Origin of the sequence: Vibrio artabrorum (assembly GCF_024347295.1) — a bacterium.
GTDB classification, from domain to species: Bacteria; Pseudomonadota; Gammaproteobacteria; order Enterobacterales; family Vibrionaceae; genus Vibrio; species Vibrio artabrorum.
This window is the reverse complement of the sequence record NZ_AP025458.1, coordinates 1,934,373-1,954,274: the sequence shown is the minus strand read 5'-3', so window position 1 is coordinate 1,954,274 and position 19,902 is coordinate 1,934,373. Positions and strand designations below refer to the sequence as shown.

General features: G+C 44.3%; 20 protein-coding genes. 17 read left to right on the top strand and 3 right to left on the bottom strand.

Going from position 1 to position 19,902, the window contains the following annotated elements:
* Window positions 1-140: 140 nt before the first annotated feature.
* Entirely contained in the window at window positions 141-3,338 is a 3,198-nt protein-coding gene (gene rne / locus OCU36_RS08740; protein ID WP_261837650.1) for a ribonuclease E, read from the bottom strand.
* A 616-nt stretch (window positions 3,339-3,954) separates the two neighbouring features.
* On the opposite strand from rne, the gene rluC reads away from it, so the two are divergent.
* Window positions 3,955-4,899: a 23S rRNA pseudouridine(955/2504/2580) synthase RluC gene (gene rluC, locus OCU36_RS08735; RefSeq protein ID WP_261837649.1), complete on the top strand. Its 945-nt coding sequence runs from the start codon at window positions 3,955-3,957 to the stop codon at window positions 4,897-4,899.
* Between the two features lie 285 nt (window positions 4,900-5,184).
* Here the strand turns inward: rluC and OCU36_RS08730 are convergent, their stop codons facing one another.
* Window positions 5,185-5,766 carry a Maf family protein gene (locus OCU36_RS08730; protein ID WP_261837648.1) on the bottom strand — a complete coding sequence of 194 codons (582 nt, stop codon included), beginning with the start codon at window positions 5,764-5,766 and terminating at the stop codon, window positions 5,185-5,187.
* A gap of 149 nt (window positions 5,767-5,915) precedes the next feature.
* On the opposite strand from OCU36_RS08730, the gene yceD reads away from it, so the two are divergent.
* The 15 genes from yceD (at window position 5,916) to OCU36_RS08655 (ending at window position 18,978) form a co-directional block, all read left to right on the top strand.
* Window positions 5,916-6,443, top strand: a complete 528-nt coding sequence (gene yceD / locus OCU36_RS08725; protein WP_261837647.1) for a 23S rRNA accumulation protein YceD — start codon at window positions 5,916-5,918, stop codon at window positions 6,441-6,443.
* A gap of 35 nt (window positions 6,444-6,478) precedes the next feature.
* Window positions 6,479-6,649 carry a 50S ribosomal protein L32 gene (rpmF, locus tag OCU36_RS08720; RefSeq protein WP_004737376.1) on the top strand — a complete coding sequence of 57 codons (171 nt, stop codon included), beginning with the start codon at window positions 6,479-6,481 and terminating at the stop codon, window positions 6,647-6,649.
* Between the two features lie 9 nt (window positions 6,650-6,658).
* The gene (gene plsX / locus OCU36_RS08715; protein ID WP_261837646.1) at window positions 6,659-7,684 is read left to right on the top strand and encodes a phosphate acyltransferase PlsX; all 1,026 of its coding nucleotides are present in this window, start codon (window positions 6,659-6,661) and stop codon (window positions 7,682-7,684) included.
* 5 nt (window positions 7,685-7,689) lie between these two features.
* A complete protein-coding gene (locus tag OCU36_RS08710) occupies window positions 7,690-8,640 on the top strand; it encodes a beta-ketoacyl-ACP synthase III (protein WP_261837645.1) in 951 nt (316 codons plus the stop codon).
* 80 nt (window positions 8,641-8,720) lie between these two features.
* Window positions 8,721-9,644 carry an ACP S-malonyltransferase gene (fabD, locus tag OCU36_RS08705; RefSeq protein ID WP_261837644.1) on the top strand — a complete coding sequence of 308 codons (924 nt, stop codon included), beginning with the start codon at window positions 8,721-8,723 and terminating at the stop codon, window positions 9,642-9,644.
* A 26-nt stretch (window positions 9,645-9,670) separates the two neighbouring features.
* Window positions 9,671-10,405, top strand: a complete 735-nt coding sequence (gene fabG, locus OCU36_RS08700) for a 3-oxoacyl-ACP reductase FabG (RefSeq protein WP_261839716.1) — start codon at window positions 9,671-9,673, stop codon at window positions 10,403-10,405.
* 166 nt (window positions 10,406-10,571) lie between these two features.
* Window positions 10,572-10,805, top strand: a complete 234-nt coding sequence (acpP, locus tag OCU36_RS08695) for an acyl carrier protein (RefSeq protein ID WP_012603569.1) — start codon at window positions 10,572-10,574, stop codon at window positions 10,803-10,805.
* Window positions 10,806-10,897: 92 nt separating this feature from the next.
* Window positions 10,898-12,142 carry a beta-ketoacyl-ACP synthase II gene (gene fabF / locus OCU36_RS08690; RefSeq protein WP_261837643.1) on the top strand — a complete coding sequence of 415 codons (1,245 nt, stop codon included), beginning with the start codon at window positions 10,898-10,900 and terminating at the stop codon, window positions 12,140-12,142.
* Between the two features lie 104 nt (window positions 12,143-12,246).
* A complete protein-coding gene (gene pabC, locus OCU36_RS08685) occupies window positions 12,247-13,089 on the top strand; it encodes an aminodeoxychorismate lyase (RefSeq protein ID WP_261837642.1) in 843 nt (280 codons plus the stop codon).
* Complete coding sequence (gene mltG, locus OCU36_RS08680) at window positions 13,086-14,102, top strand: endolytic transglycosylase MltG (protein WP_261837641.1); 1,017 nt, start codon at window positions 13,086-13,088, stop codon at window positions 14,100-14,102. Before pabC ends, mltG begins: the two co-directional genes overlap by 4 nt.
* A 10-nt stretch (window positions 14,103-14,112) precedes the next feature.
* Window positions 14,113-14,745 (top strand): dTMP kinase, encoded by a 633-nt coding sequence (gene tmk, locus OCU36_RS08675; RefSeq protein WP_261837640.1) that lies wholly within the window; start codon window positions 14,113-14,115, stop codon window positions 14,743-14,745.
* A 5-nt stretch (window positions 14,746-14,750) separates the two neighbouring features.
* A complete protein-coding gene (locus OCU36_RS08670; RefSeq protein WP_261837639.1) occupies window positions 14,751-15,716 on the top strand; it encodes a DNA polymerase III subunit delta' in 966 nt (321 codons plus the stop codon).
* The gene (locus OCU36_RS08665) at window positions 15,707-16,474 is read left to right on the top strand and encodes a TatD family hydrolase (RefSeq protein WP_261837638.1); all 768 of its coding nucleotides are present in this window, start codon (window positions 15,707-15,709) and stop codon (window positions 16,472-16,474) included. Before OCU36_RS08670 ends, OCU36_RS08665 begins: the two co-directional genes overlap by 10 nt.
* A 443-nt stretch (window positions 16,475-16,917) precedes the next feature.
* Window positions 16,918-18,348 (top strand): PTS glucose transporter subunit IIBC, encoded by a 1,431-nt coding sequence (gene ptsG / locus OCU36_RS08660; RefSeq protein WP_261837637.1) that lies wholly within the window; start codon window positions 16,918-16,920, stop codon window positions 18,346-18,348.
* A gap of 225 nt (window positions 18,349-18,573) precedes the next feature.
* Window positions 18,574-18,978: a hypothetical protein gene (locus OCU36_RS08655; protein ID WP_261837636.1), complete on the top strand. Its 405-nt coding sequence runs from the start codon at window positions 18,574-18,576 to the stop codon at window positions 18,976-18,978.
* 94 nt (window positions 18,979-19,072) lie between these two features.
* Here OCU36_RS08655 and OCU36_RS08650 read toward each other — a convergent pair whose 3' ends face one another.
* The gene (locus OCU36_RS08650; RefSeq protein WP_261837635.1) at window positions 19,073-19,666 is read right to left on the bottom strand and encodes an outer membrane protein; all 594 of its coding nucleotides are present in this window, start codon (window positions 19,664-19,666) and stop codon (window positions 19,073-19,075) included.
* A 145-nt stretch (window positions 19,667-19,811) separates the two neighbouring features.
* On the opposite strand from OCU36_RS08650, the gene cydH reads away from it, so the two are divergent.
* Window positions 19,812-19,901, top strand: coding sequence for a cytochrome bd-I oxidase subunit CydH (cydH, locus tag OCU36_RS20075; RefSeq protein WP_372040129.1), 90 nt, complete (start codon window positions 19,812-19,814; stop codon window positions 19,899-19,901).
* Window position 19,902: the final 1 nt, after the last annotated feature.

The window sequence follows — 19,902 nt, the reverse complement described above, 5'->3', positions numbered from 1 at the left end:
CCCAAAAATGTGACGAAGTTCAAGGTTGAACATAACTTTGAGTAATATATCCGTTCATTTTTATTCGATTAGTAGGCATGAAAAAGGCTGCTTTAATAAGCAGCCTTTGATTCTATTTACGCGTGATTATCTGTTAGCAATCACGAGAAGTTTGGCTTAGTCATTCCTGCACCAGCTTTGTTCGACGCTGCCTGACTGCCTGCACCTTTCGAGACAAAACGCTCAGTGCGGAACGGAGCTGCAACAACTTGAATCTCTTTGATCTCTTGAGGACCAGGAGCTTTCGTCATTGGTGAGCCGGCTTGCTTTTTGGCAACGGCTGCCTTTGGTGCCGCTTTAGGAGCTTCTTCTGCTTTTACAACAGGCGCTTCTTCAACTTTTGCACTTTCAGCTTTAGGTACTTCAGCTTCAACAACAGGTGTTGCTTCTACTTGCACAGCTTCCGCTACAACAGGCGCTTCAACTTTCGTCGCTTCAACTTTCGTCGCTTCAACTTTCGTCGCTTCAACAATTGCTGAAGCTTCAGCTTTCGCAGTTTCAACGACCACTGGTGCTTCTTCTAAGACTGTAGGAGCTTCAGTTACTGGAGCTTCAACCTTAGGTTCCGTCGCCACGTCTTCAGCAATAACCACGTCTTCACGACGGATGATAACTTTACCCATCGCAAGCTCTGGACAAGCAAAGCCGCCAGCCATCGCTGTGTTGTTTTGTTGAGTCGTCTCTAGAGTGACATTCTGCTCTTGAACAGATGTTTCAGCTGCTACTTGAACTTCAGCCACTTCAGGTTTTGCCTGCTTATGGTGAGGTTTTGGAATGAAGCGAGGCATCACTTTACCCATAGCCATCTCAGGAGAGGCTACACCACCTTTACGTAAGCGGAATGGGTTAGGACGACGATCACGACCGCGACGACGACGTTGACCACTTGCACGTAAGTGACGTGGTGAACGACGGTTACGACGTTGCTTCGGCTCTTCCTGTTCTGTTTGCTCAGCATTTACTTGAGTTGCTTCTACTTGTTCTGCAACTTTTTGCGCTTGAGCTACTGATTGTTCTTTCGAAACAGAGAGTTCTTTTGAAGCGTTATCGGCATTGTTTTCTGCTTCTGCTTGAGCTTGCTGGTCTTTAACTCGAACTCGTTTGTTCAGCTTACGACGTTGACGACGCTCTTTAATTTTCACAGCTTTTGCTTCAGGCTTCGCCTTTGGCGCTTCTGGTTTATCAGCTTGAGCTTCTGCCGCTAGCTGTAGACCTTCTTCTGCTAATTTAGATGGTACTTGCTCTTCTTGTTGCTTCTGCTCATCACGTGGCTTATTGCGACGATCTTGCTTAGGCTTACGAGGCTGACGAGTTTGCTGTGGAGCTGCTTCTTTTTGCTCTTCAGGCTTCTCATCACGCACAGGTTTACGACGGCGTTTGTTGTCACGGTTTTCGTTACGATTGTCGCCACGTTCGTTACGTTGTTCGCCACGCTCGCCACGTTGGTTACGACGGCGGTTGTCATTGCGGTCACGGCGTTGGCGGTTGCCGTGGTTGCGATTGTTTTTAGGTGTCTCTTCTTCTTTCTTCTCTTCTTCTTTTTTCTCTTCTTGAGTTGAAGAGCCAAATAAGAAGCTACCGATAGCTTTGAAGAAACGACCCATAACGCCTGGTTCTTGAGTTGCTGCTGGTGCAGCGTTCTTCTCTTCTACAGCTTTAGGTGCTGGAGCCGGAGTCGGTGCTGATTGAGCAGGAGCAGCGAAGCCTTTAAGAGCAGGTTCTTCGATCTTCTTAGGACGAATAGTCTGTTCAGCGGGCTCTTTGCTTTCTGCTTCTTTTAGCGCTTCTAGCTTGCTAGGCAGTAAGTAAGAGAGTAGATCGAATTCTTCACCTTCACGAACTCGGATAACCTCAAAATGGGGCGTTTCCATGTCTGAGTTTGGAACAACCGTGATCTTAACTTCTTGGTTCTTCTCGATGTGGTTTACTGAGCGACGTTTTTCGTTCAGAAGGTAAGAAGCGATAGGAACAGGCACAACAGCAAGTACTTGCGCTGTGTTGTCTTTCAGAGCTTCTTCTTCAATCAAACGTAGCACAGACAGTGCTAGCGATTCATTATCACGAACAACACCAGTACCTGTACAACGAGGACAAATGTGGTGGCTAGCTTCTGCGAGTGATGGGCTCAAACGTTGACGAGACATCTCTAGAAGACCAAAGCGAGAAATACGGCCAATTTGTACACGAGCACGGTCTAGACGAACGGCATCACGTAGACGGCTTTCAACTTCGCGTTGGTGACGAACCGGAGTCATATCGATGAAGTCGATAACAACAAGACCACCCAGGTCACGCAGACGTAATTGACGTGCAATTTCATCGGCAGCTTCTAGGTTAGTATTCAGTGCTGTTTCTTCAATATCACCGCCCTTTGTTGCACGAGCAGAGTTGATATCGATAGAAGTCAGCGCTTCTGTTGGGTCGATTACGATAGAACCACCAGATGGAAGACGAACTTCACGTTGGAAAGCAGATTCGATCTGGCTTTCAATCTGGTAATGACTGAATAGTGGTACTTCACCGTCATATTTCTTAACGCGATTCATGAAATCTGGGCGTATTAATTGAATGTGCGCTTGTGCACGTTCAAAAATAGTATTGCTGTCAATTAGAATCTCGCCAATGTCACGACGTAGGTAGTCACGAATCGCACGAACGATAACGTTACTTTCTTGGTGAATTAGGAAAGGTGCTGCATTTGAATCAGAAGCTTGCTTGATAGCACTCCAGTGATTCAATAGAACGTTCAAGTCCCACTCTAGCTCTTCTGCACTTTTGCCAACACCTGCTGTACGCACGATTAAACCCATACCTTGAGGAAGCTCAAGAGTGCTTAATGCGGCTTTCAGTTGTGTGCGTTCATCACCTTCGATACGACGAGAAATACCGCCAGCACGAGGGTTATTAGGCATAAGAACTAAGTAACTACCAGCCAAAGAGATGAAAGTGGTCAGGGCAGCGCCTTTGCTGCCTCGCTCTTCTTTCTCAACTTGTACGATGACTTCTTGGCCTTCTTTTAGCACTTCTTTAATGCTAGGGCGGCCTTGGTAAGTATAACCTTGAGGGAAGTATTCGCGGGCAATTTCTTTAAGAGGGAGGAAACCGTGACGTTCTGCGCCGTAATCGACAAATGCCGCTTCTAGGCTTGGTTCAATACGGGTAATACGTCCTTTGTAGATATTCGCTTTTTTTGACTCGTGACCTGGACTTTCGATATCGAGATCGAACAGTCGCTGGCCATCAACCAAAGCGACACGCAGCTCTTCTTTTTGAGTTGCGTTGATTAGCATTCTTTTCATTTAGAAATTCTCATTGTCTTTTCTTATTTTCATCATTTCTTATCGCTTTATTTCGTTTCTCATGGTGCCAGATCCCATGGCTTTATCGGTGCAGCCTCCCGGCTGGAGAGGGATGCTCTGGGGCACGTCAGTCATCATAGGGAGTTGACCTATGATCCGCGATGTGGCGGTTAATACTCAACATGAGTGTACGTGAGTAGGGCGATAAGGGGCTCAGTTGACTATGTCTTACGCCGATTGCAGCACGGTCGAATCTGAGTTATCTACTCATTTGCTTGCTGGTAAATGGTTAGCTGTTTAAATAATAATCAAACCACTTATAGCAGCTGTGAACTATAGCAGTGGTCGTGAAACTCGGCAATCTGCTTTGTTGTAATGCGATAAAAAAAACAGTTTTTGTTTGTGTTTTGATAGCTCTAACTCACTGTCTATAAATAATTTATCAATTGATAGTCTAATTTTCAGGAATCTAGATGCTTTTTTGTTCGAAGAATTAAGGAAGTATAGGACAAAAACGTCTGTTTTATGATGGGCGCACCAGCCTTTAGCGAAAATTACTGCGGAATAGTGCTAAGAAAATCTCAATTATCAAAAGTGACAGTGATACAATAACGGTATGAGTGAAATTAGAACCCAAGTCCAATTCGTCGACATTGACGAAGATATGGCTGGTCAGCGTATTGATAACTTCTTACGCAACCAATTAAAAAACATCCCGAAAAGCATGATTTACCGAATCGTGCGTAAAGGCGAAGTCCGCGTAAATAAAAAACGCATCAAGGCTGAATACAAACTAAAAGCTGGCGATTTAGTTCGTATTCCTCCCGTAACCATTGAAGAGAAAACGGAAGAGAACGTGCCAAGCACGAAACTCAACAAGGTTTCAGAATTAGAACAGTGCATTATCTATGAGGATGATCACATGCTAATTCTCAACAAACCATCGGGAACGGCTGTCCATGGTGGTAGTGGATTAAAGTTTGGTGCGATTGAAGCATTGCGCGCCCTGCGCCCTGATGCTCGTTTTCTTGAATTAGTGCACCGTATTGACAGAGATACGTCTGGCATTTTGCTTGTGGCTAAGAAGCGCTCAGCGCTAAGACATCTTCAAGCACAGTTCCGTGAAAAAACGGTTCAAAAATACTACTTTGCATTAGTTATGGGCGAATGGAAAAACAGCTGCAAAGTTGTGAATGCGCCTTTGTTGAAAAACGAAGTGAATAGCATTGTTCGCGTGAACCCAAATGGTAAAGCCTCTGAAACTCGTTTTAAAGTTCTAGAGAAATTCCGAGAGGCGACGTTGATTCAAGCTAGCCCAATTACAGGCCGTACACATCAAATTCGTGTGCATGCTCAGTATACAGGACACCCAATTGCTTGGGATGATCGCTATGGAGATCGTCGTTTTGATGCTTACACCGGCAAGGTTGGGCTTGATCGTCTGTTCCTACATGCCGCCAACATTAAGTTTACGCACCCGGGCAGTGAAGAAAAGATGGACATTTCTGCGCCAATGGAAAGAAGACTCGAGAAAGCCCTCATGGGTTTACGTAAGCTTTAAGAAGATACGAGATACGAGATACGAGATACGAGATACGAGATACGAGATTTTTCGTGCATTGAGTAGCAGACGCATCACATGGAAAAGGTTGACGAATATCGTCAACCTTTTTTGTTTTATCGGTTGTAGAAGATCCCCAACTCGCTCGTTCCTCGCTCTTGAGGATGACGACTTTTTAAAATCACGTTCTATATCATTAGCTGGTTAGATAAAATTGCGTGTTCCGTCATTCCCTAGACTGACGAAGGAAGGGGTAGGGAATCTCTAACAAAGAGATCGTATCTGTTACAGCACTCTCATTCCTTGCGCTTCTAACATATCGACGAGATCGATCAGCGGTAAGCCGATCAAAGTATTCGGGTCTTTGCCTTCCATCTGTTTAAACAACGCGATGCCTAACCCTTCACACATAAAGCTACCCGCGCAGTAATAAGGTTGTTCTTTCTCAACATAACTCATGATCTGTTGCTTGGTTAAATCGCGAAAATGCACGACAAAGGTGTCGAGACGCGTGTCAGCTTCATTGGTTTCGTTGTTCCAAACCGAAAGCCCAGTATAAAAAGTAATGCTCTTACCGCTTTGACGAGATAACTGTTCGATTGCGTTTTCTTGAGTATGAGGCTTACCTATGATCTCTCCGTCAACCACGCAAACCTGATCTGAACCAATGACTAAGCTAGGGTGCTCTAGAGCACAAGACTTGGCTTTGGTTTCGGCAAGGCGCATCACTAACTGTTGAGGAGTCTCTTCTGGAAGTGGCGTTTCATCGCAGTCTGGCTTGGCTGTAATGAAGCTTAACTGTAGTTTTTTGAGGATCTCTTGCCTAAATGGTGATGTTGAGGCTAAAACTAGTTGGTAATTTCTCATTTTAATTTACAATTCAAGGAAGCATTGATCTCAGGATAACGTAACTTGTCCTGCTATTCATAATGCTCTGAATAGGAAAGGCAAGAAAGTCTATTTTTTTTGCCTTTTCCTTTGACTAAATATGATTTGGAAGATAAGATTCGCGCCCTATGCAAAAGGAAAAAATACCGCGTACAGTTGATCCGGCAAGAACCGCTCAAAAACGACTTGATATGGATGGTATCATTCAGGTCAGTCTTTTAAAGCGTTTAAACGAAGCAACTGAAGGCGTAAAACGTGATGCGCAAGTTTCAATGTCATTTGGGCTTGATGAACAACGATTAGTCGTTATCTCTGGTAAAGCTAACGTCGAAGTCGATTTAGAGTGTCAACGTTGTAATGAGGTTTTCGCACATGAGTGCGATGTCCAATTTACTTATACTCCTGTTTACAGCGAGAAAAGTGAAGAAGAAGCACCGGAAGAGTACGATTTGGTAGATCTTAACGAGTACGGTGAGTTAGACCTAATTCAACTAGTTGAAGACGAGTTCATCCTTGGATTGCCACAAATAGCAATGCACGACGATGCGACATGTAGCGTTAACTCAAATAACTTGGTGTTTGGTGAACTTCCTGAAGAAATTGAGGAAGACAAAAAGCCGAATCCATTTGATGTTTTAAAAAGCTTAAAGAAGTAATTGCTTCTTTAAGAATTTACATAGGAGTAGGGTCAATGGCCGTACAAAAGAGCAAGAAATCACGTTCAATGCGTGGCATGCGTCGTTCACACGATGCGCTAACTACAGCTGCACTTTCTGTAGACGCAACTTCAGGTGAAACTCACCTACGTCACAACGTGACTGCCGAAGGTTTCTACCGCGGCAAAAAGGTTATCAACAAGTAAGGTTGACCTTTGCAAAATATAACCGTTGCGCTTGATGCAATGGGCGGGGACTTCGGTCCTCGTGTAACAGTGCCTGCCGCCGTGCAGGCACTGTCGTATTTCCCAGAGCTAAAAGTCATTCTCATAGGTGATCGAAATGCGATCACATCTCAATTATCTTCATTAGGCCGAATGCCTGATTCTCGTTTGAGTATCCAGCATTGTGACCGAATTATTGCCAATTCTGAAAAACCATCATTAGCACTACGTAATAGTCAAGGAAGCTCTATGCGTGTCGCGATCGATCTGGTTGCCGAGTCACAGGCTGATGCTTGCGTGAGTGGTGGTAATACCGGTGCACTGATGGCTTTATCTCGCTTCCGACTTAAACTCCTTCCCGGTATTGATAGGCCAGCATTGGTTTCTGCGCTACCGACGGCCTCCGGTAATCGGACTTGGATGCTTGACTTAGGAGCGAACGTTTCTAGTGATGCGGATTCATTGTTTCAGTTTGCTGTGATGGGTAGTGCATTGGCAGAGCAGCATTTAAGCCGCGTACCACGCGTTGCTATTTTGAACATTGGTGCGGAAGAAATTAAAGGCAATGACCTTGTAAAACGCTGTGCTGAAATGTTGTCTAATACTCAATCCGTAAACTTCATCGGCTATATTGAAGGTAATCAATTACTTCAAGATGCTGCTGATGTGGTTGTATGTGATGGTTTTGTGGGCAATATCTGCTTAAAAACGTGCGAAGGTACGGCTCAGCTCTTTATTGATAAGTTAAAAACGCGCATGATGGCTTCAACAATAAAGGGTTGGATTGCCAGAAAGTTGTTTTCTGAGCTATTTATTGAATTAAAAACCTTGAACCCCGACCAGTATAACGGCGCAAGTTTGTTAGGATTGCGCGGCATTGTCATTAAAAGTCATGGAAGTGCTGATGTGTCTGCAGTTGTCAACGCGATTGGTGAAGCAGTACACGAGGTCAAACGACAAGTCCCTATCCGCATTAGCGATCGTTTGGAAGCGGTTTTACTCGAGAGGCATTATTAGTCTTCATGTATAGCAAAATTTTAGGTACTGGCAGCTACTTGCCATCTCAGGTGCGTACTAACGCAGACTTAGAGAAAATGGTAGAGACTAGCGATGAGTGGATCGTTGCTAGAACGGGTATTAAAGAACGTCGTATTTCAGCAGAAAATGAAACGGTTGCTGATATGGCGTTTTACGCGGCTGAAAATGCCATTGAAATGGCCGGTATCGACAAAGAAGATATTGATCTGATCATTGTTGCAACAACCAGCAGTAGCCATACATTCCCGTCTTCAGCCTGTCAGGTGCAAGGTAAACTCGGTATAAAAGGTTGCCCTGCGTTTGATCTGGCGGCAGCTTGCTCAGGCTTTGTCTATGCATTGTCTGTTGCTGATCAACACATTAAGACTGGCATGTGTAAGAACGTTTTGGTAATTGGTGCTGATGCACTGTCAAAAACCTGTGATCCGACTGACCGCTCTACTATCATCCTATTTGGTGATGCAGCAGGCGCGGTGGTTGTAGGCGCAAGCGAAGAGCCAGGTATTTTGTCTACTCATATATACTCTGACGGTAAATACGGTGAGCTTCTAAGCTTAGAAGTTCCAGAGCGTGGCGGAGATGCAGATAAATGGTTGCACATGGCGGGCAACGAAGTATTTAAAGTGGCGGTGACTCAGCTTTCTAAACTCGTTAAAGACACATTGGCAGCGAATAATATGGATAAGTCTGAGCTTGATTGGTTAGTGCCACACCAAGCGAACTACCGTATTATCTCTGCAACGGCTAAAAAGCTGGCAATGTCGCTTGATCAAGTGGTCATTACCCTGGATAAACACGGTAATACATCGGCAGCTACCGTACCTACTGCACTTGATGAGGCAGTCCGCGATGGGCGAATTCAACGTGGTCAAACGCTTCTACTGGAAGCCTTTGGCGGCGGCTTCACTTGGGGTTCTGCGTTAGTTAAATTCTAACCCCGAGCGATAATCAACAAACAAGGCACATAAGTTATGTGCCTTATTCAATTTTTTGCTTTGCTTAAAGGAAAATTACAATGAGCAAATTTGCTATCGTATTCCCAGGCCAAGGCTCTCAAGCTATTGGTATGCTTGCTGACCTAGGCGAACAGTATGATGTTGTGAAACAGACATTTGCTGAAGCTTCAGAAGCTCTAGGTTACGATCTATGGGCATTGGTTCAAGATGGTCCAGTAGAAAATCTAAATGAAACTTTCCGTACACAACCGGCTCTATTAACAGCGTCTGTCGCAATCTGGCGAGTATGGCAAGAGCTTGGTCTAGAGCAACCGGCAAACCTAGCTGGCCACAGCCTAGGCGAATATTCTGCCCTCGTGTGTGCGGGTGTTATCGACTTTAAAGAAGCGATCAAGCTGGTTGAGCTACGTGGTCAATTGATGCAAGAAGCCGTTCCGGCTGGCGTTGGTGCCATGTACGCAATCATCGGTCTCGATGATGAAGCGATCGCTAAAGCGTGTGAAGAAGCAGCGCAAGACGAAGTGGTGTCTCCCGTGAACTTTAACTCTCCTGGCCAAGTTGTTATCGCCGGTAACAAAGCGGCAGTAGAGCGTGCTGGTGCACTATGTAAAGAAGCGGGGGCTAAGCGTGCGCTTCCTTTACCTGTATCTGTGCCATCTCACTGTGCCTTGATGAAGCCTGCAGCAGACAAGCTAGCGGTTGCTCTAGAAGCGCTAGAGTTCAACACGCCAGCACTGCCTGTTATTAATAACGTTGATGTTATTGCTGAAACAGACCCTGCAAAAATCAAAGATGCTCTGGTTCGTCAGCTGTACAGCCCGGTTCGTTGGACTGAAGGTGTCCTCGCAATGAATGAGCAAGGCGTTGAGAAGTTACTAGAATTAGGTCCAGGTAAAGTGCTTACTGGTCTAACAAAACGAATTGTAAAAACGATGACAGCTGCTGCAGTTAATGATACTGCATCACTAGACGCTGCTAAGTAAATAACCACTTACATAGAGAAGTTATGATGAATTTAGAAGGTAAAGTTGCACTAGTTACAGGCGCAAGCCGTGGTATCGGTCGTGCAATCGCTGAACTTTTAGTTGAGCGTGGTGCTAAAGTTATCGGTACGGCTACTTCTGAAGGCGGCGCTGCTGCAATCAGCGAGTATCTTGGCGAGAATGGTAAAGGTCTTGCTCTAAATGTCACTGATGTTGACTCGATTGCTGCTACACTGAAAACCATCAACGATGAATTTGGTGCGATTGACATTCTAGTTAACAATGCAGGCATCACTCGTGATAACCTACTTATGCGTATGAAAGACGACGAGTGGAATGACATCATCGATACTAACCTAACGCCTATTTACCGCATGTCTAAAGCGGTATTGCGTGGCATGATGAAGAAACGTCAAGGTCGTATCGTCAACGTTGGTTCTGTTGTTGGTACCATGGGTAATGCGGGTCAAGCTAACTATGCAGCGGCAAAAGCTGGTGTAATTGGCTTTACGAAATCGATGGCTCGTGAAGTTGCTTCTCGTGGCATTACAGTTAATACTGTGGCACCTGGTTTCATTGAAACAGACATGACGAAAGCGTTAAATGATGAGCAACGTGCAGCAACTTTGGCGAATGTACCAGCAGGTCGACTAGGTGACCCTCGCGAAATCGCTGAAGCTGTGGTATTTTTGGCGTCACCTGCGGCAGCTTATATCACAGGTGAAACACTTCACGTCAATGGCGGTATGTACATGGTGTAAATTATGTGCAATATTTGTGCATGATTTAAGTTAAGATCATACGTAATTTCGGTTAAAATCGTGAAAATTGTGGTTTGACCAGAAAAGTTGACCTTGCAACTTTCAATAGATTGAATAAACTACGGAAAACATCGCATAAAGCGAACTCTGTAAAGGAAAATAAAAAATGAGCAACCTCGAAGAACGCGTAAAGAAAATCATTGTTGAACAGCTAGGTGTAGATGAAGCTGAAGTTAAAAACGAAGCTTCTTTCGTTGATGACCTAGGTGCAGATTCTCTAGACACTGTTGAGCTAGTAATGGCTCTGGAAGAAGAATTCGACACTGAAATCCCAGACGACGAAGCTGAGAAAATTACTACTGTTCAAGCAGCTATCGATTACGTAACTAGCGCTCAGTAATAATCTCTCCCAGGCGGTCACCTCGACCGCCTGTGTTTTATCTAACTCATCTTCCTCATCTTAAATCACCTCAATTCCCGGAGTGTAAAATCGTGTCCAAGCGTCGTGTAGTTGTCACTGGCATGGGTTTGTTGTCACCGGTAGGCAACACTGTAGAATCTTCTTGGAAAGCCCTGCTAGCTGGTCAAAGTGGTATCGTGAATATCGACCATTTTGATACAACCAATTTCTCAACTCGTTTTGCAGGTTTAGTTAAAAACTTTAACTGCGAAGAGTATATGACTAAAAAAGATGCTCGTAAGATGGATTTATTCATCCAGTACGGCGTCGCAGCAGGTATTCAAGCTTTAGATGATTCATCCCTAACTATTACTGAAGAAAACGCTCCACGTGTGGGTGTTGCTATCGGTTCTGGTATCGGTGGTCTTGGTTTGATCGAAGCCGGTCACCAAGCTCTAACTGAAAAAGGTCCTCGTAAGATCAGCCCGTTCTTTGTACCGTCAACGATCGTGAATATGATTGCGGGTCACATGTCGATTATGCGTGGTCTGCGCGGTCCAAACATCGCTATTTCTACGGCATGTACGACTGGCCTGCATAACATTGGTCACGCGGCTCGTATGATTGCGTATGGCGATGCTGACGCAATGCTAGCAGGTGGTGCTGAAAAAGCCTCCACACCACTAGGTATGGGCGGTTTTGGTGCAGCTAAAGCTCTGTCTACTCGTAACGATGAGCCTCAAAAAGCTTCTCGTCCATGGGACAAAGGTCGTGATGGCTTTGTTCTTGGTGATGGCGCTGGCATGATGGTTCTTGAAGAGTATGAACATGCGAAAGCTCGTGGCGCTAAGATTTACTGTGAGCTTGTTGGCTTCGGTATGTCGGGTGACGCTTACCACATGACTTCTCCAAGTGAAGATGGTTCTGGTGGTGCGCTAGCCATGGAAGCGGCGATGCGTGATGCAGGCATTACTGGTGAACAAATCGGTTATGTAAATGCACACGGTACTTCGACTCCTGCGGGTGATGTCGCGGAAATTAAGGGCATTAAGCGTGCTCTTGGCGAAGCCGGCAGCAAGCAAGTATTGGTTTCTTCTACGAAATCTATGACTGGTCACCTTCTAGGTGCTGCAGGTTCTGCTGAAGCTATCATTACGGCAATGTCTCTGGTTGACCAAATTGTTCCACCAACAATCAACCTCGATGACCCAGAAGAAGGCTTAGATATTGACTTAGTACCTCACACTGCGCGTGAAGTGAGCAACATGGAATATGCTGCATGTAACTCATTCGGTTTCGGTGGTACAAACGGCTGTTTGATCTTCAAAAAGATTTAATTATCTTATTAAAGACGTAAACACTCGTAGATAGTCACAATTAGACTTGTTTTTAAACGGCTTGATGCTTTAGCATTGAGCCGTTTCTTTTTATGGGGCAAAACATGTTTTGGGTTAATGGTGAAAGCCAGCAAACAGTCGACATATTGGATCGTTCGTTTCAGTACGGAGACGGCTGTTTTACGACAATGCTTGTTCGAGGTGGTCAAATTCAGTATTTTCGCGATCATCAGCATCGCGTCGATGAAGCTCTAATAGCATTGCGTATTTCTGGTCTTGATTGGGATACGATTAATGTCTGGCTCGATAGTGCACTTCAATATATCCAACACAATCATTCCCATCATCCAAACACGACTCAAAATGAAAAAGCAGGGATAAAGCTTCACGTTAGCCGAGGTGCTGGTGGTCGGGGTTATAGTACGAAGAATATCGCTAAGCCTACGATAACCATTAGCACGTTTGAATTCCCTAACCATTATTCAGAGTGGCATGACTCTGGTATCGAACTCGGCATCTGCCAACAAGCGCTGGGCTTGAGTCCGTTGCTTGCTGGCCATAAGCATAATAATCGCCTTGAGCAGATCTTGATGAAAGATGAAATGGACCAAGCTGGTGAAACGGATGGTGTTGTGCTTGATATTTCAGGTAACGTGATTGAAACCACTATGGCTAATTTGTTTTGGCGAAAGGGGCAGACTATTCACACCCCACAACTGACACAAAGTGGCGTTGCTGGGGTGATGCGTAAGCAAGTGTTAACCGCACTGAATCAAGCTGAACTTTCCGTTACTATTGGTGATTACAGCTTATCTCAACTCATGCAAGCTGATGAAGTTTTCATTACCAACTCGATTTTAGGGGTTGCCCCAGTTACCCGTATTAGTAACACCCAATTTACCATTGGATCCGTTACTCGAAGCCTTCAAGGACAATTAAACTCGTGATCAAAAAGTTATTCATTTTCATTTTCTTGTGCCTAATCGCAGCCGGTGCTGCTGGTTATTATGTTTACAATCAAGCACAAGATAATCTGAAACAAATTATTCAATTAGAAGAGCCACAAGTCGTGACGGTTGCTTCCGGTAGTAGCTTTAATCGTGTTCTCGCGCAGTTAATTCATGAGGGCCTGTTTGAGGCTTCTCCTTACGAGAAACTTATTCGCAAATTGCACCCAGAGCTTGTAGACGTAAAAGCGGGTACATTTCTGCTTGAACCGGGTATAACCTTAGAACAAGCATTACGTGTGCTCGTGAAAGGAAAAGAACATCAATTTACTATTACGTTTGTTGAAGGCAGTCGATTCAAAGAGTGGCTCGCGCAGATGAAAGATAACGAATTCATCAAACAAACGCTAAACGGTGTCTCGGAAAAAGAGATTGCTCAAAAACTTGGTATTGAAAATGAAAAGCTAGAAGGTCTTTTCTTAGCTGAAACGTATCACTATACCTACGGCACAACGGATTTAGATTTACTGAAACGCGCACATCGAGACCTCATGAATGTGGTCAATAAAACGTGGGAAAATAGAGCGGATAAGCACACACTTAAAACACCTTATGAAGCTCTTATTCTTGCGTCTATCATCGAAAAAGAAACGGCAGTGGCTTCAGAGCGTGAGCGGGTTTCATCAGTCTTCGTTAATCGTTTGAATAAGCGGATGCGTCTGCAAACTGACCCGACGGTTATTTATGGTATGGGCGACAGTTACAAAGGCAATATTCGAAAGCAAGATCTACGCACACCAACGCCTTATAACACATACACGATACGTGGTTTACCACCCACGCCTATTGCTATGGCTGGTAGAGCCTCTATTCATGCGGCGTTGAATCCGGAAAAGAGTAACTACTTGTATTTCGTTGCGAGTGGGACCGGTGGTCACGTATTTTCAAAGAGTTTGGCAGAGCACAATCGTGCAGTACGGGCTTATTTAAAACAATTAAGAAAAAACAAATAAAGAACACATTATGAATCAGTCGAAATTTATCGTTGTTGAAGGCCTTGAAGGTGCAGGGAAAAGCACAGCAATCAATGCCATTGTTGAGACATTAAAAGCAGCGGGTGTTGAAGATATCGTTAATACTCGTGAGCCCGGTGGTACTGTCTTGGCGGAAAAAATGCGTTCATTGGTCAAAGAAGAGCACGAAGGCGAAAAGCTTCAAGACATGACTGAGCTACTGCTGATGTATGCAGCACGAGTTCAATTGGTAGAGAATGTCATTAAGCCGGCTTTAGAGAGTGGTCAGTGGGTCTTAGGTGACCGCCACGATATGTCTTCTCAGGCGTATCAAGGCGGCGGCCGTCAGATCGATCGCTCTACAATGGAATCTCTTAAAGCGACGACACTAGGCGATTTTAAGCCCGATCTCACTCTATACTTGGACTTAGACCCTAGAGTTGGATTAGAGCGTGCTCGAGGTCGTGGTGAGCTCGATAGAATAGAAAGGATGGATATCTCATTCTTCGATCGTACACGTGAGCGTTATCTTGAAATTGCAGGACAAGATTCAACGGTTCTTGTGATTAACGCACAACAAGAGATAGAGCAAGTGGCTGCTGATATTAAACAAGCGCTGACGACTTGGCTCAACAAACAGTAGGTAGTATGGCTGAAGTGTATTCTTGGCTCACGCCGATATGGAGTGAGTGGAAAAAAAGTCTTGATGCTGGGCGTTTTCCTAATTCTGTGATTGTTAATGCGCCGGAAGGGCTTGGTGTTGATGCACTGATTAGTCAACTTACCGCTGCATTAATGTGCACGAACTATGAAAGTGAATCATGTGGATTTTGTCACAGTTGCGAATTGATGAAATCAGGCAGTCATCCTGATTTTCATGTACTTTCACCCGAGAAAGAAGGTAAGTCGATTACGGTCGATCAAGTGCGTGCTAGCAACCGCTGGGCTCAACAGTCGTCTCAGTTAGGTGGCTTACGTGTTATTTTGCTTGATCCTGCTGAAGCGATGAATGAATCGGCATCGAATGCGCTTTTGAAAACACTGGAAGAGCCGGCGAGTCACTGTATCTTTATTCTTTCGACGCGTAATAGCCATCGCTTAATGCCCACGATCCTTAGCCGCTGTCAGCAATTTAAAGTGGTCAGTCCGCAGTTAGATTTGGGTTCTGCATGGTTAGATAAAGAAGTGGGTAAAGCGATTCCGCCGTTTATTTTAGCTCTCAATGACAACGCGCCTTTGAAAGCCAAAGTTATGTTTGAACAAGGCGGTGTTGATGGCTCAACTAAAGTGCTCGATGGCTTTTTGAATGTTATCAAAGGCACTCAACTGGATATGATGCAATTCTCTACTGAGCTGAGTAAAGACCCTTTGACTCAACTTGGTTGGTTGTGGCATTTGCTCTCTGATGTGCAGAAGTTGCATTTTGGTTTGGTTAATCGTGCTATCACACCAAGTGCGGAAGCGCTCTCTGAAGTAATGTCTTATCAAAGTGCTTATGTAGCCTCGAAAAAATTGCTGATATTGATTGAGCAGTTAAAACAACACCCAGGGCTCAATACGGAGCTACTCATAATAAATTGGCTGATTGCTGCTTGCGAGGAAACATGTTCGTAGATTCCCACTGTCATTTAGACAAACTGGATTATCAAGGTTTACACACCAACGTAGAAGACGTGGTTAATAAGGCCAAGGCAGCCAACGTAGACCAATTGCTGTCTGTTGGTGTGACACTCGATTCATTCGAAAATATGCTTGAGATGATCTCGCCGTTCGATAACGTTAACGCTTCTTGTGGTGTTCACCCTCTCGACGTAGAAAGTGATTTCTGTTTAGACAGAATGCGTGAATACGCGAGCCACCCTAAAGTAGTGGCGATTGGTGAAACAGGTTTAGATTATCACTACCAACCGGAGACGGCTGAGTTGCAGCAACTGCGATTTACGCAGCATGTCGCATTAGCTGTCGATCTTAATAAGCCTTTGATCATCCATACTCGTAACGCGCGTGAAGACACATTAGCGATTTTACGTGATGGCGGAGCAGAGAAGTGTGGTGGTGTGATTCACTGCTTTACCGAAGATCAAGCATTCGCTGAAGCTGCAATGGAATTAGGTTTTTATATCTCAATATCGGGGATTGTAACCTTCAAACAAGCCATAGAGCTTAAAGAGGTTGTTAAGACTTTACCGTTAGAACGGTTATTGATCGAGACGGATTCTCCATACTTAGCTCCCATTCCATATCGCGGAAAACAGAATCAACCTGCATATGTCGTAGAAGTGGCGGCCTACATTGCGCAATTGAAAGGTCTGTCGATGAAAGAGGTTGCTGAACAAACGACCAAAAACTATCAAAAACTTTTTTTGCGATAAAAAACTAATGAAACAGTTAAAAGGGGGCTTGCGCTCCCTTTTTGTGTTTTTGATCATCAAAATCGCATTTTTTTTTGATGTTTACCAAATATGTTGAACTTGAGAGCACTAATTGCAACATTTGTAATTTTGTTACTAAAAATAACATTGGTGCCTATTTTATTTACTCAGTAAAATAATATGAATTCATTAAATTATACTTATATATCAATGGCTTAAAATAGTGTAAACCATTGCATTTCTATATTTGACATGTGATCCAAGACGTGTTTTGAAACAAAATTTCGTAAGTGACTAGAAAGTTAGTTCCTCATCAATATATATTTAGCGGCAGAAAATATAATGCAACACATGGTTACATTTTCACAGGGTGCTAACATATAGGCTACGGGGGTGTGCCGTTAGAACCCATATAATTATTTTTCTTTATCAGGAGCATAAACATGTTTAAGAACCTTTTTGCTAACCTGCAAAAAGTTGGTAAATCACTGATGCTACCAGTATCAGTTTTACCAGTTGCGGGTATTTTGCTAGGTGTTGGTGCTGCCCACCTAAGTTTCATTCCAGAGATTGTTTCGAACCTAATGGAACAAGCGGGTGGTTCAGTATTCAGCCAAATGGCACTACTGTTTGCAGTAGGTGTAGCGCTTGGCTTTACTAACAACGACGGTGTAGCGGGTCTAGCTGCTATCGTTGGTTACGGCATCATGACTGCGACACTTGGCGTAATGGCAGGTATCATGGGCGTTGATAAAATCGATACTGGTGTACTAGGTGGTATCCTAGTCGGTGGTGTTGCTGCTTGGGCATTCAACCGTTTCTTCCGTATTCAACTACCAGAATACCTTGGCTTCTTCGCTGGTAAGCGTGCTGTGCCAATCATCACAGGTTTTGCTGCGATTGGTTTAGCTATCTTACTTTCTGTTGTATGGCCACCTATTGGCGGCGCTATTTCTGCGTTCTCTGATTGGGCTGCTCACCAAAACCCACAAGTGGCATTTGGTATCTACGGTGTCGTTGAACGTTCACTGATTCCATTTGGTCTTCATCACGTTTGGAACGTACCTTTCTTCTTCGAAGCTGGTACTTGTGTTAACGCTGCTGGTGAAACTCAACACGGTGTTTTGACTTGTTACCTTGTTGCTGATGACGCATCTCGTGCTGCGGGTAATGGCTTCGGTCAGCTAGCGGGCGGTTACATGTTCAAGATGTTCGGTCTACCTGCTGCTGCAATCGCAATTGCACATTCAGCTAAGCCTGAAAACCGCGTTAAAGTAATGGGCATCATGGCTTCTGCTGCGTTGACTTCATTCCTAACGGGTATTACTGAACCAATCGAGTTCTCATTCCTATTCGTTGCTCCAGTACTGTACGCAATCCACGCTCTATTAGCGGGTTCAGCATACGTTCTTGCGAACACTTTAGGTTTTGTTCACGGTACTTCGTTCTCACACGGTCTTATCGACTTCCTAGTTCTTTCTGGCAACGCTCAGAAAATGGGTCTGATGATTGTATGTGGTATTGGTTACGCTGCTATTTACTACATTGTATTCCGCACTGTGATCAAAGCGATGGACCTTAAAACTCCTGGTCGCGAAGATGAGTCTGAAGATGACATGGTTGCAACGGGTACAGAACTGGCTGGTGAGCTAGTGGCTGCATTCGGTGGCAAAGCGAACATTACAGGCCTTGACGCTTGTATCACTCGTCTACGTGTCGCCGTTGCTGACACCGCGATTGTTGACCAAGATAAGCTGAAGAAACTCGGTGCTGCTGGTGTCGTAACAGTAGCTGGTGGTGTGCAAGCTATCTTCGGTACTAAGTCTGACAACCTTAAGACAGACATGGATGAGTGGATCCGTAATAACGGTTAATTCACTGATTCAATGAATACCAAGGAGGCCGAAAGGCCTCCTTTTTTGTTTTTGTACGATGAAAGTTTTTTAAGTTTGTTCCCTTCTAACCTAATCTGTTATCGTTCGCTCAAATATTGATGGTTGTTCAATGAAATTCTGATGCCGATTATCTTTAACTTTGTGATGACAAATAGTGTTGGTTTTTAATTAACCTAGCGCTTTTTGAAACTGTTTGAGAATACTATGAAACATCGTTACATGATTGGCCTTATGTGCTGCGGCCTTACCTCGTTCGCTCATGCTTCTGAAGCTCCAGCGTTAGAAGTTGGTCTCGCCGTTGATCAAGACCTGAGTGTCGTTGTTGAGTTGGATCAACAATACCGTGTCACCGTTGGTAATGACGGTGCTGCGTTTGATTACATCTGGAAGCGTGGCCAGTTTGAGACAGAAGCGCCTTTGAGCTGGTATGTTGGCGCAGGTGCATGGGCAGAGTGGAATGATGATTTTGGTCTAAGAGTTCCGTTAGGTGTGAAAGTGAATTTCTATGAAGGGTGGAATGCTTACGCACAGTTCCACCCTGAACTCGACATGTACAGAGGTGTTGAGCTACAGCTAGGTGGTGCTCTAGGCGTGACCTATAAGTTCTAAGGTTGAACTGAAAAACAGGGCATAGAGAAAAGCCAGCAATTGGGGGTCAGTTCAAATCCGTTGGCTTTTTTATGTTTTCAGCGCGTATCTTTATTTAGAAAGTAAAACTTAATCCGATATTCGCCTGGAATTGGTTCATCCAGTCGGTATCAAAACGAATAATACAGTCTTGACCATTACTGGGGAGGTTACACACCCCCGTTGTATCGTTATCCACCACCGTGCCTAACCAACGCACTTGGGTATTGATCGCTAAGCGGTCGCTAAACTTATATTCTAACCCTCCAAAGATCGACGTTGAAAAGCCATATTTATCTTTTGCCCAATCCACATCGACGTAAGACGCTCCAATACCTAATCCAAAATAACCAGACAATGCGGACGAAGCGGGGTAGGCGATGCTGCTTTGAAAGTGCAGGTATTGGATTGAAGAGCTAAGATTCAACGTTTTTAACTCTGAGCTTTGATTGGAATAGAAAAGACCAACTCGTCCTTTTTGTAGTGGTGTTTCAATCGAGAAGGTGAAGTTTTCCGACGCTTTCATGTGATAGGTTTTACCATCCTGGTCTTCAACACTGCCACCGCCAGTGTAACCCACCATAGGGGTTATGATGATTTCCGGTGCCGCATCTGCGCTTGAAACAGAGAAAAGTGTCATTAGCGCCATCATATTTACTTTGTTATTCATGAGTATATCCTTATCCATACACTTATTAAGTGTGATGGTTACATCAATATTGTGCGACTAATTTCGACGAATCTTGAAGATACTTCACACACCTGATAGTACTTAAATAGAGACTTGATGAATTAATAATAAGCCAGAGGTGTCTATGGAACATAATCTGAAAAATGCCCTACTAATAACCGCGTTTATCTACGTAATTATTCTTTCATTTGGCTTTATGGCGATTGGTAGTTAAC

Bases quoted from the DNA above. Each gene is read 5' to 3' on its own strand.
- OCU36_RS08665 (WP_261837638.1), top strand. From the start codon at position 15,707: ATGTTCGTAGATTCCCACTGTCATTTAGACAAACTGGATTATCAAGGT.
- acpP (WP_012603569.1), top strand. From the start codon at position 10,572: ATGAGCAACCTCGAAGAACGCGTAAAGAAAATCATTGTTGAACAGCTA.
- OCU36_RS08650 (WP_261837635.1), bottom strand. From the start codon at position 19,666: ATGAATAACAAAGTAAATATGATGGCGCTAATGACACTTTTCTCTGTT.
- OCU36_RS08670 (WP_261837639.1), top strand. From the start codon at position 14,751: ATGGCTGAAGTGTATTCTTGGCTCACGCCGATATGGAGTGAGTGGAAA.
- fabG (WP_261839716.1), top strand. From the start codon at position 9,671: ATGAATTTAGAAGGTAAAGTTGCACTAGTTACAGGCGCAAGCCGTGGT.
- tmk (WP_261837640.1), top strand. From the start codon at position 14,113: ATGAATCAGTCGAAATTTATCGTTGTTGAAGGCCTTGAAGGTGCAGGG.
- ptsG (WP_261837637.1), top strand. From the start codon at position 16,918: ATGTTTAAGAACCTTTTTGCTAACCTGCAAAAAGTTGGTAAATCACTG.
- rne (WP_261837650.1), bottom strand. From the start codon at position 3,338: ATGAAAAGAATGCTAATCAACGCAACTCAAAAAGAAGAGCTGCGTGTC.
- rluC (WP_261837649.1), top strand. From the start codon at position 3,955: ATGAGTGAAATTAGAACCCAAGTCCAATTCGTCGACATTGACGAAGAT.
- fabD (WP_261837644.1), top strand. From the start codon at position 8,721: ATGAGCAAATTTGCTATCGTATTCCCAGGCCAAGGCTCTCAAGCTATT.
- OCU36_RS08730 (WP_261837648.1), bottom strand. From the start codon at position 5,766: ATGAGAAATTACCAACTAGTTTTAGCCTCAACATCACCATTTAGGCAA.
- pabC (WP_261837642.1), top strand. From the start codon at position 12,247: ATGTTTTGGGTTAATGGTGAAAGCCAGCAAACAGTCGACATATTGGAT.
- yceD (WP_261837647.1), top strand. From the start codon at position 5,916: ATGCAAAAGGAAAAAATACCGCGTACAGTTGATCCGGCAAGAACCGCT.
- cydH (WP_372040129.1), top strand. From the start codon at position 19,812: ATGGAACATAATCTGAAAAATGCCCTACTAATAACCGCGTTTATCTAC.
- OCU36_RS08710 (WP_261837645.1), top strand. From the start codon at position 7,690: ATGTATAGCAAAATTTTAGGTACTGGCAGCTACTTGCCATCTCAGGTG.
- OCU36_RS08655 (WP_261837636.1), top strand. From the start codon at position 18,574: ATGAAACATCGTTACATGATTGGCCTTATGTGCTGCGGCCTTACCTCG.
- rpmF (WP_004737376.1), top strand. From the start codon at position 6,479: ATGGCCGTACAAAAGAGCAAGAAATCACGTTCAATGCGTGGCATGCGT.